This is a genomic window from Streptococcus parasanguinis, assembly GCF_000963275.1.
In the GTDB taxonomy this organism is placed as follows: Bacteria; Bacillota; Bacilli; order Lactobacillales; family Streptococcaceae; genus Streptococcus; species Streptococcus parasanguinis_B.
This window is the reverse complement of sequence record NZ_JYOW01000001.1, coordinates 1,141,757-1,156,242: the sequence shown is the minus strand read 5'-3', so window position 1 is coordinate 1,156,242 and position 14,486 is coordinate 1,141,757. Positions and strand designations below refer to the sequence as shown.

The 14,486-nt window shown below is 41.7% G+C and carries 16 protein-coding genes; 11 read left to right on the top strand and 5 right to left on the bottom strand.

Features of this window, described 5'->3' with window-relative positions:
• Window positions 1-66 precede the first annotated feature (66 nt).
• The 4 genes from zwf to TZ97_RS10825 form a co-directional block, all read right to left on the bottom strand.
• The gene (gene zwf, locus TZ97_RS05685) at window positions 67-1,533 is read right to left on the bottom strand and encodes a glucose-6-phosphate dehydrogenase (protein WP_045759691.1); all 1,467 of its coding nucleotides are present in this window, start codon (window positions 1,531-1,533) and stop codon (window positions 67-69) included.
• A 204-nt stretch (window positions 1,534-1,737) separates the two neighbouring features.
• The gene (locus TZ97_RS05680) at window positions 1,738-2,553 is read right to left on the bottom strand and encodes a TIGR03943 family putative permease subunit (protein WP_045759690.1); all 816 of its coding nucleotides are present in this window, start codon (window positions 2,551-2,553) and stop codon (window positions 1,738-1,740) included.
• Window positions 2,550-3,455, bottom strand: coding sequence for a permease (locus tag TZ97_RS05675; RefSeq protein WP_045759689.1), 906 nt, complete (start codon window positions 3,453-3,455; stop codon window positions 2,550-2,552). Before TZ97_RS05675 ends, TZ97_RS05680 begins: the two co-directional genes overlap by 4 nt.
• Entirely contained in the window at window positions 3,455-3,604 is a 150-nt protein-coding gene (locus TZ97_RS10825; RefSeq protein ID WP_023918704.1) for an SPJ_0845 family protein, read from the bottom strand. The genes TZ97_RS05675 and TZ97_RS10825 overlap by 1 nt, the downstream gene beginning before the upstream one ends.
• A gap of 148 nt (window positions 3,605-3,752) precedes the next feature.
• Here TZ97_RS10825 and TZ97_RS05670 point away from each other — a divergent pair, with 148 nt between their 5' ends.
• From TZ97_RS05670 to TZ97_RS05630, 8 genes are all read left to right on the top strand, one after another.
• Complete coding sequence (locus tag TZ97_RS05670) at window positions 3,753-5,909, top strand: Tex family protein (RefSeq protein ID WP_398578134.1); 2,157 nt, start codon at window positions 3,753-3,755, stop codon at window positions 5,907-5,909.
• Window positions 5,896-6,351 carry a SprT family protein gene (locus tag TZ97_RS05665; RefSeq protein ID WP_024054621.1) on the top strand — a complete coding sequence of 152 codons (456 nt, stop codon included), beginning with the start codon at window positions 5,896-5,898 and terminating at the stop codon, window positions 6,349-6,351. The genes TZ97_RS05670 and TZ97_RS05665 overlap by 14 nt, the downstream gene beginning before the upstream one ends.
• A gap of 74 nt (window positions 6,352-6,425) precedes the next feature.
• Window positions 6,426-6,707, top strand: a complete 282-nt coding sequence (locus TZ97_RS05660) for a PspC domain-containing protein (RefSeq protein WP_003005023.1) — start codon at window positions 6,426-6,428, stop codon at window positions 6,705-6,707.
• Window positions 6,708-6,719: 12 nt separating this feature from the next.
• Complete coding sequence (locus TZ97_RS05655; RefSeq protein WP_024054620.1) at window positions 6,720-7,094, top strand: hypothetical protein; 375 nt, start codon at window positions 6,720-6,722, stop codon at window positions 7,092-7,094.
• 172 nt (window positions 7,095-7,266) lie between these two features.
• Complete coding sequence (gene hprK / locus TZ97_RS05645; RefSeq protein ID WP_003008114.1) at window positions 7,267-8,199, top strand: HPr(Ser) kinase/phosphatase; 933 nt, start codon at window positions 7,267-7,269, stop codon at window positions 8,197-8,199.
• A complete protein-coding gene (gene lgt / locus TZ97_RS05640) occupies window positions 8,196-8,978 on the top strand; it encodes a prolipoprotein diacylglyceryl transferase (RefSeq protein ID WP_045759687.1) in 783 nt (260 codons plus the stop codon). Before hprK ends, lgt begins: the two co-directional genes overlap by 4 nt.
• Window positions 8,979-8,981: 3 nt before the next feature.
• Window positions 8,982-9,365 (top strand): DUF948 domain-containing protein, encoded by a 384-nt coding sequence (locus tag TZ97_RS05635; RefSeq protein WP_031573975.1) that lies wholly within the window; start codon window positions 8,982-8,984, stop codon window positions 9,363-9,365.
• A gap of 14 nt (window positions 9,366-9,379) precedes the next feature.
• Window positions 9,380-9,838, top strand: a complete 459-nt coding sequence (locus TZ97_RS05630) for a YtxH domain-containing protein (protein ID WP_023918695.1) — start codon at window positions 9,380-9,382, stop codon at window positions 9,836-9,838.
• Between the two features lie 488 nt (window positions 9,839-10,326).
• Here TZ97_RS05630 and TZ97_RS05625 read toward each other — a convergent pair whose 3' ends face one another.
• Entirely contained in the window at window positions 10,327-10,620 is a 294-nt protein-coding gene (locus TZ97_RS05625) for a DUF3270 family protein (protein ID WP_045759686.1), read from the bottom strand.
• A gap of 129 nt (window positions 10,621-10,749) precedes the next feature.
• Here TZ97_RS05625 and TZ97_RS05620 point away from each other — a divergent pair, with 129 nt between their 5' ends.
• From TZ97_RS05620 to TZ97_RS10235, 3 genes are all read left to right on the top strand, one after another.
• The gene (locus TZ97_RS05620) at window positions 10,750-11,679 is read left to right on the top strand and encodes a peptidase U32 family protein (RefSeq protein ID WP_045759685.1); all 930 of its coding nucleotides are present in this window, start codon (window positions 10,750-10,752) and stop codon (window positions 11,677-11,679) included.
• 95 nt (window positions 11,680-11,774) lie between these two features.
• The gene (locus tag TZ97_RS05615; RefSeq protein WP_003002878.1) at window positions 11,775-13,061 is read left to right on the top strand and encodes a peptidase U32 family protein; all 1,287 of its coding nucleotides are present in this window, start codon (window positions 11,775-11,777) and stop codon (window positions 13,059-13,061) included.
• A gap of 75 nt (window positions 13,062-13,136) precedes the next feature.
• Window positions 13,137-14,485 (top strand): IS3 family transposase gene (locus tag TZ97_RS10235; protein WP_152620230.1). Its coding sequence is split into 2 segments (ribosomal slippage): window positions 13,137-13,569 and window positions 13,569-14,485, totalling 1,350 coding nucleotides; the frame shifts between segments, so codons are not numbered across the junction.
• Window position 14,486: the final 1 nt, after the last annotated feature.

The window sequence follows — 14,486 nt, the reverse complement described above, 5'->3', positions numbered from 1 at the left end:
TTGGAAGAACAATTTGTCTTTTTGTTTCCTTGCGCTATCAAAAAAACCACCCGAAGGTGGCTTTCCTTAATTCTTAGGTTCAGGTTTCCAAACCCATTCTGCTCCGTATTCTGCAAGGAGATCATCGGATGCAGTTGGTCCCATGGATCCAGACTTGTATTCATAGAGCGGTGCACCATTTTCGGCCCATAGTTTTTCAATCCGGTCAATCAATTGCCATGAAGCACGAACTTCGTGCCAGTGGCTGTAATTGGTTGAGTCATTGTTCAAAACGTCAAAAATTAATTTTTCATAAGGCTCTGGGGAAGCTCCAGTTGCAGTCGCATCTGTTTCGTAATCAAAGGAAATCGGTGCGATGCTGAATGTTTCTCCGACCTCTTTCCCGTTGATGCTCAATGAGAAACCTTCATTTGGTTGGATATAAATGGTCAAGACATTTGGTTGCAAACTATGTCCAAAGATGGAGTCGGTTTGCTTGAAGACCACATTGACCATGGTTCCTTTTTGAGTCAAGCGTTTTCCAGTACGGAAGAAGAAAGGAACTCCACGGAAGCGATCGCTATCAACAAAGAATGCACCAGAAGCATAGGTCTCTGTAGTAGACTCAGGGTCGACATTGGGCTCGCTGCGATAAGAGATATCTTTTTTCCCTTCGATCGTACCTGAATGGTATTGACCACGGATAAAGAATTTCTTTAACTCATCATCTGTTGGATTGTGCAATTGCTCAAAAACTTTAACTTTTTCTGCCCGAATCGCATCCTTAGTAAAGGTGGCTGGTTTATCCATGGCAAGCAGAGACAAAAGCTGAAGGGTATGGTTTTGCACCATATCTCGAAGGGCCCCCGAGTGATCATAGTAGCCACCGCGTTCTTCAACCCCCAAGCGTTCAGCAAAGGTAATTTGGATATTGTCAATAAAATCTCGGTTCCAAAGATTATCAAAAATAAGATTTCCAAAACGAATAGCAAAGATATTTTGGATCATTTCTTTTCCAAGGTAATGGTCGATCCGGAAGATTTGTTCTTCATCAAAGGTTTCTTCCAATTCCTTGTTGAGCTGACTAGCCGTTTCTAGGTCTGTACCGAAAGGTTTTTCAACGATCAAGCGCTCAAAGCCTTGCCCATCCACAATGCCTTCTGATTTGAGGTGTTTGGCAATGGTTCCAAAAAATTGAGGAGCCATGGACAAGAAGAAGACCTTGTTGTGTTCTGTTTGGTATTTTTCATCCAAGCTGTTTTGTAATTCGCACAGGGCGATGTAATGTTCGGTATCATTGACATCGTGGCTTTGGTAGTAGAAATGACTAGCGAATTCTTGAGCTTGTTGAGGGCTATCGGCCAGGTCTGTGATGGATTCTACCACGACTGATTCAAAGTATTCCTTGCTCCAGGGTCTACGGGCTGTCCCGATCACTGCAAAGTTTTCAGATAGATTACCTGATTTGTAGAGCCTAAAAAGGGACGGGTATAGTTTGCGCTTGGCCAAATCCCCGCTAGCTCCGAAAATGGTTACAATAACTTTTGAAGACATTTAAGTACCTATTTCCTATTTTATTAACCATATTTTACCATAAAATCTACAAGATTTCTTTGATGGAATCGTTGTTCCGAATATTTTCCGCTTGGATTAGAGGATTTGAGAGGAAAGCATAGAAAAAGCTAGAACCAATGTGGATTCTAGCTTCAACTGCTATAATCTGTTTGGATCGACCACCGAAGAAACTTGGTGACTCCATCAGAATACGCGGTAGACATAAGGATTATCCGGTTTTGTAATGGTCTTACAATCGCTAATGTGGAGGACAGGCAAGCTTTGTTTGAGCTGCTTGTGGTATTCAATGGACAAGGTTCCTTTCGCATGGATCCAAGTGTTGTTTTCGAAATGCTGCGGAGCACCCGTCGTTAAGAGACCGTAGACTCCGGAATCTGCGATACAGTGGATGATCCCAAAGCGAAAGAGGAATTGGCTATCCTTGTTATTGGGGTCATTGTATACAAAGCCGGTCAGCTCGATTGTCTTTCCTGCAAATTGGTCAGGATAATCATAAATAACCTCCATGACTTCCATGTAATTCTCAGTGGTCACCTGGATCACTTTTTTATCAACATATTTCTTTGCCGCCTGCTTCATTTCTGATTCATAGGCTGACTTTGTAAAATAGCTACTAGTATCTGGTTTGAGATACTGGGTTGTTGTCCCTTCGTCCTGCTGGATTTCCTTGGAAGAACCAGCAGCAACCGGGAAGTGGTAGCCTTTGGCAGAGACTGTTTGGGAATCTAGTGTCACTGTAGGGAAAAATAGCCCGACAAACAAAGGAATACAGAGCAAGAAAATACTCGCCACTTTTGCCCAGAAGCCAGAGAGATGACTGTGGATCTTCATCTGCTTGACCCAGATGATCAGCTGCACAAGAGCTAAAACAAAGGACAAGAACATGGAAATATAAGCCAAGTAAGAATAGTGTAAGTTGATGTATTGATTGAGCTTACCAGATAATTGCAGGTACATAGTGAGCTCAAAATAGCCAGCTAATATCAAGAAACGAATCATAGCACTACCCCCACAAACCAAGCATAAAGGAGCACAACTCCACTCACAATCCCGATAAATTGCCAGATAAAACGGGTTTTGAGATAATTTTTCATCATGAGGAGATTTTTGACATCAAGCATAGGCCCAATCACCAGAAAGGCAAGAACAGGCGCTACTCCAAAACTACTCAAAAGAGAAGAGCCGATAAAGGCGTCCGCCTCGCTACAAAGTGAGAGGAGGAAGGACAAGACCATAAGGAGGAGAATAGCAATAACCGGTGTCGCACTGATCGAGGTAAGGATCCGTGTTGGGACATAGACTTGGACGAGGCTGGCAAAGAGACAACCAAATACCAGGTAACGTCCTGTATCAAAGAATTCATCAATGGCTTGCACCAAGACTTGAAAGAGCTTTTGGCCTTTGCTCAAGTCCCTAAAATCATGTTCATGCACAGGTTTGCGATGTTCTTTTTGGATCGAATCTGTCTGAATAAAGCCAAGGAAGATCCCTAGTACTGTTGCGACAAGCAAGGAACCAAGGGCGCGGTAGAGGGCCATCTTAACAGAATTCCCAAAGGCTGAGTAGGTCGCAAAGAGAACGATGGGATTGATGACCGGTGCTGTCACCAGAAAGGGAACAGCAGTATAACTTGGGACTTTCTTTTCTAGAAAGCGATTGATAATGGGAACAATTCCACATTCACAGGAAGGAAAGATAAAGCCGATAAAAGTCCCAAAGAAGATCCGCCCAAATTTATTTTTGGGAAGAAAGCGGTAGACCCTCTCGGGGGTGATATAGACCTCAATAATCCCTGAAATGATACTTCCGATTAGGACAAACGGTAGGGCCTCGATAATAATCGAGAGAAAAATAGCCCCAGCCTGCAAGACGCTAGAGGGAAGGTGTTGAAAGAATGTCATTACTTAACCTTCTTTGCTTCTTTAGTGGTAGCAGTTTCTGCCTTCTTTTTCTCTTCAGGAAATTCTACTTTCTTTTCTACATCCGGAAAACTCGCAAAATTTTCAAACATTTTATCAAGATCATCTGTTTTTGAGAATTTAATAGCCATTGTTGGGCCTCCTTTTTATTTTCTTTCATTATAACAAAAAGGAAAGAGCAAGGGGGAAATGGAGCATAAAAGGAAGGATCCATAGGGTCAAAATTATTCTATGAAAAATCCCTGAAACAGAGACCAGAACAGGCGATCTCACCCCTTGATGGCAGCAAAATATGCTATAATGGAAGTTATGGATAAATATGAAAAAATAGCCCAAGAATTGGGTGTTAGCTTAAAACAAATCGATACCGTATTGAGTCTGACAGCAGAAGGCTCAACCATTCCCTTTATTGCTCGCTATCGAAAAGATCTAACGGGAAATTTAGATGAAGTAGCGATCAAGGCCATTATTGACCGGGACAAATCGTTAACGGCTCTGGCTGAACGAAAAGAAACCGTCCTTGCTAAGATTGAGGAACAAGGCAAACTGACAGAGGCGCTCAAGCAGGCTATTGAAGCTGCTGAAAAATTAGCGGATGTCGAAGAACTCTATCTCCCTTATAAGGAAAAACGGCGGACCAAGGCGACGATTGCTCGAGAAGCAGGACTTTTTCCCTTGGCGCGTCTCATTTTGCAAAATAGTCCAGACTTGGAAGCAGAGGCTCAGAAATTTACCTGTGAGGCCTTCCCAACTGAAACCGCAGCTTTAGCTGGTGCAGTGGATATTTTGGTAGAAGCTATTTCAGAGGATGCCCAATTACGGGCCCTCACCTATCAAGAAATTCATGGGCATTCCCTCATGACGTCAACCTTGAAGGATGAAAGCTTAGATCCTAAGAGAACATTTGAAATCTACTATGATTTTTCTGAGAAGATCAAGAATATGCAAGGCTACCGGACTCTAGCTCTCAATCGTGGGGAAAAATTGGGCGTTCTCAAAGTCGGATTCGAGCACCATTTGGATCGGATCATTCGTATTTTTGAGGCTCGTTTTAAAACCAAAAATGCCTATGTGGATGAGGTTATTCAACAAGCGGTTAAGAAAAAAATCGTACCTGCGATTGAACGTCGGATTCGGACAGAGTTGACGGAGGTGGCAGAAGACGGGGCCATTCAATTGTTCTCTGAGAATCTACGGAATCTATTGCTCATTCCTCCATTAAAAGGGCGCGTGGTCCTTGGATTTGACCCAGCCTTTCGGACCGGTGCTAAACTAGCTGTTGTCGATGAGACAGGAAAGATGCTCGCTACCCAGGTCATCTATCCAGTTGCACCTGCAAAACCAGCTCAGATCGAGCAGGCTAAAAAGGATCTGTCCTCCTTGATCAAGGAGTTTGGCGTAGAGATTATTGCAATTGGAAATGGAACAGCTAGCCGTGAAAGTGAGGCCTTTGTCGCAGAGTTGCTTCATGACCATCCAGGAGTTCGCTATGTTATTGTCAATGAAAGCGGAGCCTCTGTCTACTCAGCTAGTGAATTGGCCCGTCATGAGTTCCCAGAGCTAACCGTTGAAAAACGATCGGCCATCTCCATTGCCCGTCGCTTGCAAGATCCGCTAGCAGAATTGGTGAAAATCGATGCCAAATCCATCGGTGTCGGTCAATACCAACACGATGTCAATCAGAAAAAACTGACAGAAAGCTTGGATTTCGTGGTAGATACTGTCGTCAACCAAGTTGGGGTCAATATCAATACGGCTAGTCCCTCTCTCTTAGCCCATGTAGCAGGACTCAATAAAACCATCTCTGAAAATATTGTGAAATACCGGGAAGAAGAAGGAATGATTCTTTCACGAGCACAGATTAAAAAAGTCCCTCGTCTCGGCGCCAAGGCTTTCGAGCAAGCTGCTGGATTCTTACGCATTCCTGAAAGTAAAAATATCTTGGACAATACCGGGGTTCACCCTGAAAGTTACAAGGAAGTTGAAAAACTTTTTCAACTTCTTGAAATTACCGAACTCGATGCATCCGCTCAGGAAAAATTAAAAGCTGTGAACATAAAGGAGATGTCTACTCAGCTGGATCTGGGACCAGAAACCCTGAAAGATATCATTGCCGATCTCCTAAAACCAGGTCGCGATTTGCGGGATTCCTTTGATGCACCCGTACTCCGTCAGGATGTCTTGGATATTAAAGACCTCCATATAGGCCAAAAATTAGAAGGGGTTGTGCGCAATGTGGTTGACTTTGGAGCCTTTGTCGATATTGGTATTCACGAAGATGGCTTGATTCATATATCCCATATGAGCAAACAGTTTATCAAGCATCCAAGCCAGGTCGTCTCAGTAGGTGATTTGGTAACCGTCTGGGTGAAGAAGATTGATGTGGAACGCGAAAAAGTTAATCTCAGTTTGGTAGCTCCGAATGAATCTGACTGAGTATGTGCGCCAAGTATCCCTAGAAGATTTTGGGAGAGAATTCCGTCATCGAGCAGAGTGGAATTCACGTCTTCAAACCACTGGGGGTCGTTTCTTTCCCAAGGATCGACACCTTGATTTCAACCCGAAAATATACCAAGCTTTTGGGTTAGAGGTCTTTCGCAAAATTGTCCGCCACGAGCTCTGCCATTACCATCTTTACGATCAAGGTAAAGGCTTTCGCCACAAAGATCTAGCCTTTAAGCAACTCCTCCAGCAAGTGGACGGTCTTCGTTTCACACCACCTCTACCAGATAGAACTGGGCGAGTCAAGAGGATCTATCTCTATCAATGTCCCCATTGTGGCCAAGAGTATAGACGAAAGCGAAAAATCGATCTGAAGAAATATGCCTGCGGTCGTTGTCGCAGCCGCCTGCAATTTCTTGAAATGAGACAAGAGTAAGAATCGGTCTTTAGGCGGATCTCTTTCCAGTTCGACTCTGCTAAAATAGGTCTAACTAGAAAGAGGAAAATCAAATGACATCATCATTTTACAAATTAAAACGACATCGCCTGGTTTCAGGTGTGCTAGCTGGCTTAGCTGATAAATTTGGTCTTAGTGTAACTCTCCTACGCTTCTTGTTTATTCTTTTCACGGTTTCTCATGCCTTTATCGGTGTGATTATCTATTTACTGTTAGATACGACCTTGCCTTATAAGGACGAGGAGGAGCAGGAAATGTTTGACTATGGCCCTCGACCTCGTCGAAGAAAAGAGGCTGAACCCATCCATGATCAGAATGATAGCCCATTTTTCTAAAAGGAGATCCGGGTGAAGCAGAAGTTTTATTCCCTTGCTTTTATTCTATATCTCTTCTTCAGTTTTATAGGACAGTTTTTCATTTTAAATCGTGTTTTTGGTGAAGGAGTTGGAACAGTTTTGATCGGAATGCTCCTTTTTCCACTGGGCATTTGGAATAGTCTTTTCTACCTCTTGTTTCTTCCAACAGAAATGGCTAGAAAGCCACAAATTTATCGGTTTTCGATTTTATTTCTTCCGATTTTGTATCTGGTTTTGTCCTTAATGGGGGGAGGACCTTACGCTTTTATGCTTGGCTTGATCGCATTTCCTTCAAATGCGGTGGTCTATGTGGTCTCTACCGGAATCAAATCTATGATTAAAGATTTTTTGCAAGGCCAAGGCTAGAGCATTCTTCATATGTTCCCATCATTTCCTAGAGGTTGGAGACCTTTGTCTTGGCCTCTTTTTACTTGCCTTAAAAAGGAGTTGAAAATGGACCTTTCAAATGACACTTCAGTCTCTCGTCTGAAGAGAAAATCTGCTATAATAGAGAGAGAATTTGAAAAGGGAGAATGATATGGCAGTTACTGTTCGCGATATACAGGAAAAGCTTCGTCTATCGGTTGTTTATGGGGATGATAGCCTCTTAAGCAAGGAAATTACGACTGCGGACATTTCACGTCCAGGTCTTGAAATGACGGGCTATTTCGACTATTACACACCTGAGCGGATTCAGCTTGTAGGAATGAAAGAATGGTCCTACCTGGTGAAGATGAGCTCTCACAACCGTCATCAGGTCTTGCGCAAGATGTTCCAGCCAGAGACACCTGTCATCATTGTCGCGCGGAATTTAGAAATTCCAGAAGAAATGTTGCGAGCTGCTGAAGAGAAGCAACTAGCCATTTTGAAGAGCAATGTTGCAACGAGTCGTTTATCTGGAGAGCTTTCTAGCTATTTGGATAGTCGGCTAGCAGAACGTACGAGTGTACACGGTGTCTTGATGGATATTTATGGGATGGGTGTCTTGATCCAAGGAGATAGCGGAATCGGAAAAAGCGAGACAGGTTTGGAACTTGTCAAGCGGGGTCACCGCCTTGTAGCAGATGACCGGGTCGATATCTATGCGAGAGATGAGATGACCCTTTGGGGAGAGCCAGCTGAAATACTACGCCACTTACTAGAGATCCGTGGTGTCGGGATTATCGATGTCATGAGTCTCTACGGTGCGAGTGCTGTGAAGGATTCTTCACAAGTCCAAATCGCCGTTTACTTGGAAAATTATGCTAAGGATCAGGTTTATGATCGTCTTGGTAATAATGCAGAAGAGTTGGAAATCGGTGGCGTGACCATTCCTCGGATTCGCATCCCTGTGAAGACTGGTCGGAACATTTCGGTCGTGATCGAAGCAGCGGCGATGAATGTTCGTGCCAAAGAAATGGGCTATGATGCCACTAAAACCTTTGAAGAACGTCTGTCCCAGTTGATTAGTCAAAATGAGGTGAAGGAATGAATCCAGTAGCCCTTCAATTAGGTCCGATCAGTATTCGTTGGTACGCAATTTGTATTGTCTCTGGCTTGATTCTAGCCGTTTATCTTTCTATGAAAGAAGCACCTCGTAAGAAAATTGATCCAGATGATATCATTGATTTCATTTTGATTGCCTTTCCTCTTGCGATTGTGGGGGCCAGACTCTATTACGTTATTTTCGAATGGGGTTACTATAGCCAGCATCTTAGTGAGATTTTTGCGATCTGGAACGGAGGAATCGCGATTTATGGTGGCCTCTTGACAGGTGCCCTTGTCCTCTATCTATTCTCTCGTAGACGCTTGATTGAGCCAATTGATTTCTTAGATATTGCGGCCCCAAGCGTCATGATTGCACAGAGTATTGGTCGCTGGGGAAACTTCTTTAACCAGGAAGCTTATGGAGCTACTGTTAAAAGTCTCAACTACCTGCCCTCTTTTATTCGAGATCAAATGTATATAGATGGTAGTTACCGTCAGCCAACGTTCTTATATGAATCCAGTTGGAATCTGCTAGGTTTTCTCTTGATCTTGATTCTTCGGAGGAAGCCCCAATTTTTGAGGCAAGGTGAGATCACGGCCTTTTACCTTATCTGGTATGGTTTTGGTCGGATGATCATCGAAGGAATGAGGACGGATAGCCTGATGTTTGCGGGCTTACGTGTTTCCCAGTGGTTGTCGATGATCCTGATTCTAGTTGGACTCGCCATCATCATCTACCAACGTCGCAAAAAAGCCCCTTATTATGTAGAAGCAAAGGAGTAATATATGTTTATTGAAATTGCATACGGCCTCTTAGGCCTTGCCTTAGTAGCGCTTGTCATTTATATGATTTTTTTCCTCTCAAAGATTGGAAAAGTTGTAGATGAGACGCAAAAAACCATCCAAGTTTTGACATCAGATGTCAATGTCACCTTGCATCAGACCAATGATCTATTGGCAAAAGTCAATGTTTTAACGGATGATTTGAATCAAAAAGTTGCAACGATTGACCCACTCTTTACAGCCGTAGCGGATCTTTCAGAGTCTGTTTCAGATTTGAATGATCAAGCCCGTCAATTAGGTTCCAAAGCAGTGTCAGCTGGTGGAAAAACAGTGAAAGCCTCTATCGGATTAAAAGCGATTAAGATGGCTTCAAAATTATTTAAATAGAATCGAGGAAGAATATGGGACGTTTATCTAGTTTATTAATTGGTGTGATTTCAGGTGCTTCAGCAGCCTACTATTTATCAACAGAGCAAGGAAAGAAAGTCACTAAAAAAGTGGTGCGCTTCGTAAAAGATTATCAAGAAGATCCTCAAGAAGTACATGAATCGGTGAAACAAACTGCTAAGGATGTTTCAAAACAAGCAGCAGAAGTGATCCAACAAACCAAAGAAAAAGTTGGTTCTGGAGAAATTACGACAGGAACTGTTTTGGAGTCTGTCAAAGAAAAGACGCAAGATGTGGTTGAAAAATCTCAAGAAGTCTATCACTCATTTAAGGATAAACTTCAAAAAGAAAATCTAAGTGGCAATGACTTGGTTCAATCCATTCGCAAACAAACAGAATCAGAAGACATCGTTTTAGAATTGGATGAAAAAGATTCTGAAGAAGCAGCTGAAGAAGAAACAAAAGAAGTATAAAAAATGAGGCTCACAGAGCCTCATTTCAGATTGAAGACAAAATCATCTTAGAAACTTTCCTTAAGTGAGTACGGACGTCAGCGAACTTCAAAGAAGTTCCATGACTTAGTTTTGAACCTAAAGTTTCAAAACTCCCGAGTGCCTGAAACAAATATGTTTCGGGCACTTTTCTCACGGCGAAAAGTTTCGATAGATGATTGAATAACTTTAACTCATAAAAAGTATTTATTCTTATAGAATTCCTAGGAAGTCTTTGAATTATCAAACACCATACCAAGTTTTTCTGAGTTACATGAAAAGTCTAACTTAATTTGACAACTTAGGGATTTATAATTGAAGAACTGTTTGTCTACGTTCTCAAACCCGGATCAGTGGGCCTTGTTTTTTTTTGGAAGGTAAGATGGCAATTGGCAGTTAAGTTTTGTCTTCCAATTGTTATTCCAATTAAAAAAATTCGAGTAAATAAAAAAATCAGGCGAACCTAATTTTTATTTTTTTCGTTTATTGTAGTAAATTCGGAACCCTTGAATACTAGCAAAGCTAGAACCAATCGCTAAAGCAAACGCAAAGAAAGTATTCATTTTTGTTGCTAAAAAGACAAAACTAAATACAACCGTCAACACACAGAAAATAGCGATATTTAAAAAATATAGCAATTCACTTAATTGAGGTGCGGGTTCAACTTCAGGAGCATAGTCCTGAATAGGGGTTTCTTGGGTTTGTTTGGTTAATTCGATATAATCGAATTCTTCATTATAGTGTCTTAAATTTCTTACGGGCATTTTCTCTCTCCTAACAGTACTCTATTATTCTATCATGAATTCAGGTATATAAATGTTACAAAAATGTTACAAATTTTACAAAATGAATAAATTTTTCTAGAATATCGGAATTTTTGTTATAATGGTTCTATGAAAAATATTATTATTACAGCAACAGCAGAGAGTGTTGAGCAAGCGCAAGCCCTGATTGATGCAGGGGTTGACCGAATCTATGTCGGTGAAAAAGACTACGGATTACGATTGCCTCAAACTTTAAGCTATGACGAAATAAATCGAATTGCCCAACTGGTCCATGCTGCTGGCAAAGAATTGACAGTAGCTGTAAATGCACTGATGCACCAATCGATGATGGATTCAATCAAGCCTTTCCTAGATTTTCTAAAGGAAATTCAGGCTGATTATATTACTGTCGGAGATGCGGGCGTTTTTTATGTCTTGAAACGAGATGGCTATCCATTCAAAACCATCTACGATGCTTCTACCATGGTCACTTCTAGCCGCCAGATCAATTTCTGGGGAAAACAAGCCGGGGCTTCTGAGGCTGTTTTGGCTCGTGAGATTCCATCTGCCGAATTATTCGTAATGGCTGAAAATCTTCAGATTCCTGCAGAAGTCTTGGTCTATGGCGCTAGCATTATTCACCATTCGAAACGACCGCTTCTTCAGAATTATTACAACTTTATCAAGACAGAAGAGTCTGTGACCAAAGATCGGGATCTGTTCTTGGCCGAGCCAGGAGATCCCAATTCTCATTATTCGGTCTACGAAGACAAACATGGAACCCATATCTTCTCAAATAATGACTTGAATATGATGACCAAATTGTCTGAGTTGGTTGAACATGGCTTTGATCATTGGAAACTCGATGGTGTCTACTGTCCGGGTGAAAACTTTGTCAAGATTACAGAGTACTTTGTCAAGGCCCGTGATTTGATTCAAAAAGGAACATTTACACAGGATCAAGCCTATCTGTTTGATGAAGAAATCCGCAAATTGCATCCAGCTAATCGTGGTTTGGATACTGGTTTCTATGATTATGAACCAGATCGTGTAAAATAATAAAAAAACTAGGGCTTCTTCGTTTGTGAGTTTTCCTTTTTCAGGGAACGAAGAGGCTATTCATCATATCGACAATCTTGTAAATTGGAGAAAACATGACAAATACAAAAAAACGTCCAGAGGTTTTGGTACCTGCTGGAACATTAGAAAAATTAAAAGTTGCCGTTAATTATGGGGCAGATGCAGTGTTCGTTGGTGGACAAGCCTATGGTTTGCGTAGCCGTGCCGGAAACTTCACCATGGATGAGCTTCGTGAAGGTATTGAGTATGCTCATGCCCGTGGAGTGGATGTGCACGTTGCTTCAAACATGGTAACCCATGAGGGAAATGAACAAGGGGCTGGCGAGTGGTTCCGTGAATTACGAGATATGGGACTTGACGCCGTGATCGTCTCAGACCCGGCCTTGATTGAAATCTGTGCGACCTATGCACCTGGCCTCAATATCCACTTGTCTACACAAGCTTCTGCAACCAATGTGGAGACCTTCCATTTCTGGAAAGAATATGGCTTGACCCGTGTCGTCTTGGCCCGCGAGGTATCCATGGAAGAGTTGGCAGAGATCCGTAAGCGTACTGATCTTGAGATCGAGGCCTTCGTTCATGGAGCGATGTGTATTTCCTATTCCGGACGTTGTACCCTTTCTAACCACATGTCTGACCGGGATGCCAACCGTGGTGGCTGTTCTCAATCTTGCCGTTGGAAATACGATCTCTACGACATGCCATTTGGCCAAGAACGCAAGAGTATCAAAGGGCAAGTACCAGAAGAATACTCTATGTCAGCCGTGGACATGTGTATGATCGAAAATATTCCAGACATGATTGATAATGGAGTTGATAGCTTGAAGATTGAAGGCCGGATGAAATCTGTCCATTATGTTTCAACAGTGGCCAACTGTTACAAGGCTGCTTGTGATGCCTATATGGAAAGTCCAGAAGCCTTTTATGCCATCAAGGATGATTTGATCAATGAATTGTGGAAGGTTGCTCAACGTGAATTGGCAACTGGATTCTACTACCAAACACCGACTGAAAATGAACAATTGTTTGGGGCACGTCGTAAGATTCCTCAATACAAATTTGTAGGGGAAGTAGTGGACTTTGATCCATCTACCATGACTGCAACAATTCGCCAACGGAATGTCATCAATGAAGGCGACCAAGTGGAATTCTACGGACCAGGCTTCCGTCATTTTGAATGTCAGATCCAAGACTTGCATGATAAGGATGGAGTGAAGATTGATCGCGCACCAAATCCGATGGAACTTCTCACGATCACTGTCCCACAAGAAGTCAAGCCAGGAGATATGATTCGTTCTTGCCAGGAAGGTTTAATCAATCTCTACTCAAAAGATGGGGCAAGTAAAACTGTTCGAGTATAAAAAAAAAGAGAGGGTTAAATGAACCGCACCCCAAAAGTTAGACAGAAAAAATCTAACTTTTGGGGTGTTTTTATTATGAAATTAACTTATAAAGATAAAGTTCAGGTCTATGAACTTAGAAAACAAGGGCGAAGCTTCAAAGAGCTTTCAAATATATTTGGGATAAACATTTCTAATCTTCAGTACATGATTAAATTGATTGATCGTTACGGTATAGAGTTTGTTAAAAAGGGGAGGAATCGTTATTATTCTCCTAAATTAAAACGAGAAATCATTGATAAAGTTCTGATTGAAGGTCGTTCACAAATAAGGGTGTCTCTAGATTATGCTCTTCCAAGTGTTGGAATGTTGCCTAATTGGATAGCACAATATAAGAAAAACGGGTATACTATTGTTGAGAAAACAAGAGGGAGACCGCCTAAAATGGGACGTAAACCAAAGAAAAAACCTGAAGAGATGACAGAGTTAGAACGTCTTCAAGCAGAAAATGAGTACCTGAGAGCGGAGAATGCTATTCTAAAAAAGTTGAGAGAACTCCGATTGAGGGACGAAAAGGAGCAAGAAGAAAAACAGAAATTGTTCAAGGATTGGTAACAGAGTTTCCTTTAGATATCCTTCTAAACATTATCAAACTTGCTCGTTCAACCTATTATTACCACTTAAAGCAATTGAATCAAGTAGATAAAGATCAAGCTATCAAAGTGGAAATACAAGCCATTTATGATGAACATAAGGGAAATTACGGCTATCGTAGAGTTACTCTTGAATTAAGAAATCGTAGTCGTGCGGTCAATCACAAAAGGGTGCAACGTCTGATGAAAATTCTTGGTTTAACAGCTCGTATTCGTCGTAAACGCAAGTATTCTTCATACCAAGGAGAAGTTGGCAAGAAAGCAGATAATCTTATTCAACGCCAGTTTGAAGCATCCAAACCAATGGAAAAGTGCTACACAGATGTGACAGAGTTTGCCATTCCAGCGAGCAGTCAAAAGCTCTACTTATCACCAGTTTTAGATGGCTTTAATAGCGAAATTATCGCCTATAATCTCTCAACTTCACCAAACTTAGAACAAGTGAAAGCTATGTTAGACCAGGCCTTCACAGAGGAGCATTACGAAAATACAATTCTCCATAGTGACCAAGGTTGGCAATACCAACATCAGTATTATCATCAATTTTTAGAGGATAAAGGGATCCAACCGTCCATGTCACGTAAGGGAAATAGTCCAGACAATGGTATGATGGAGTCCTTCTTTGGCATTCTTAAGTCTGAGATGTTTTATGGTTATGAGAAGACGTTTCACTCACTTGAGCAATTGGAACAAGCTATTGTAGACTATATTGATTACTACAACAACAAACGCATTAAGGTAAAACTAAAAGGATTTAGTCCTGTGCAATACAGAACTAAATCCTTTGGATAAA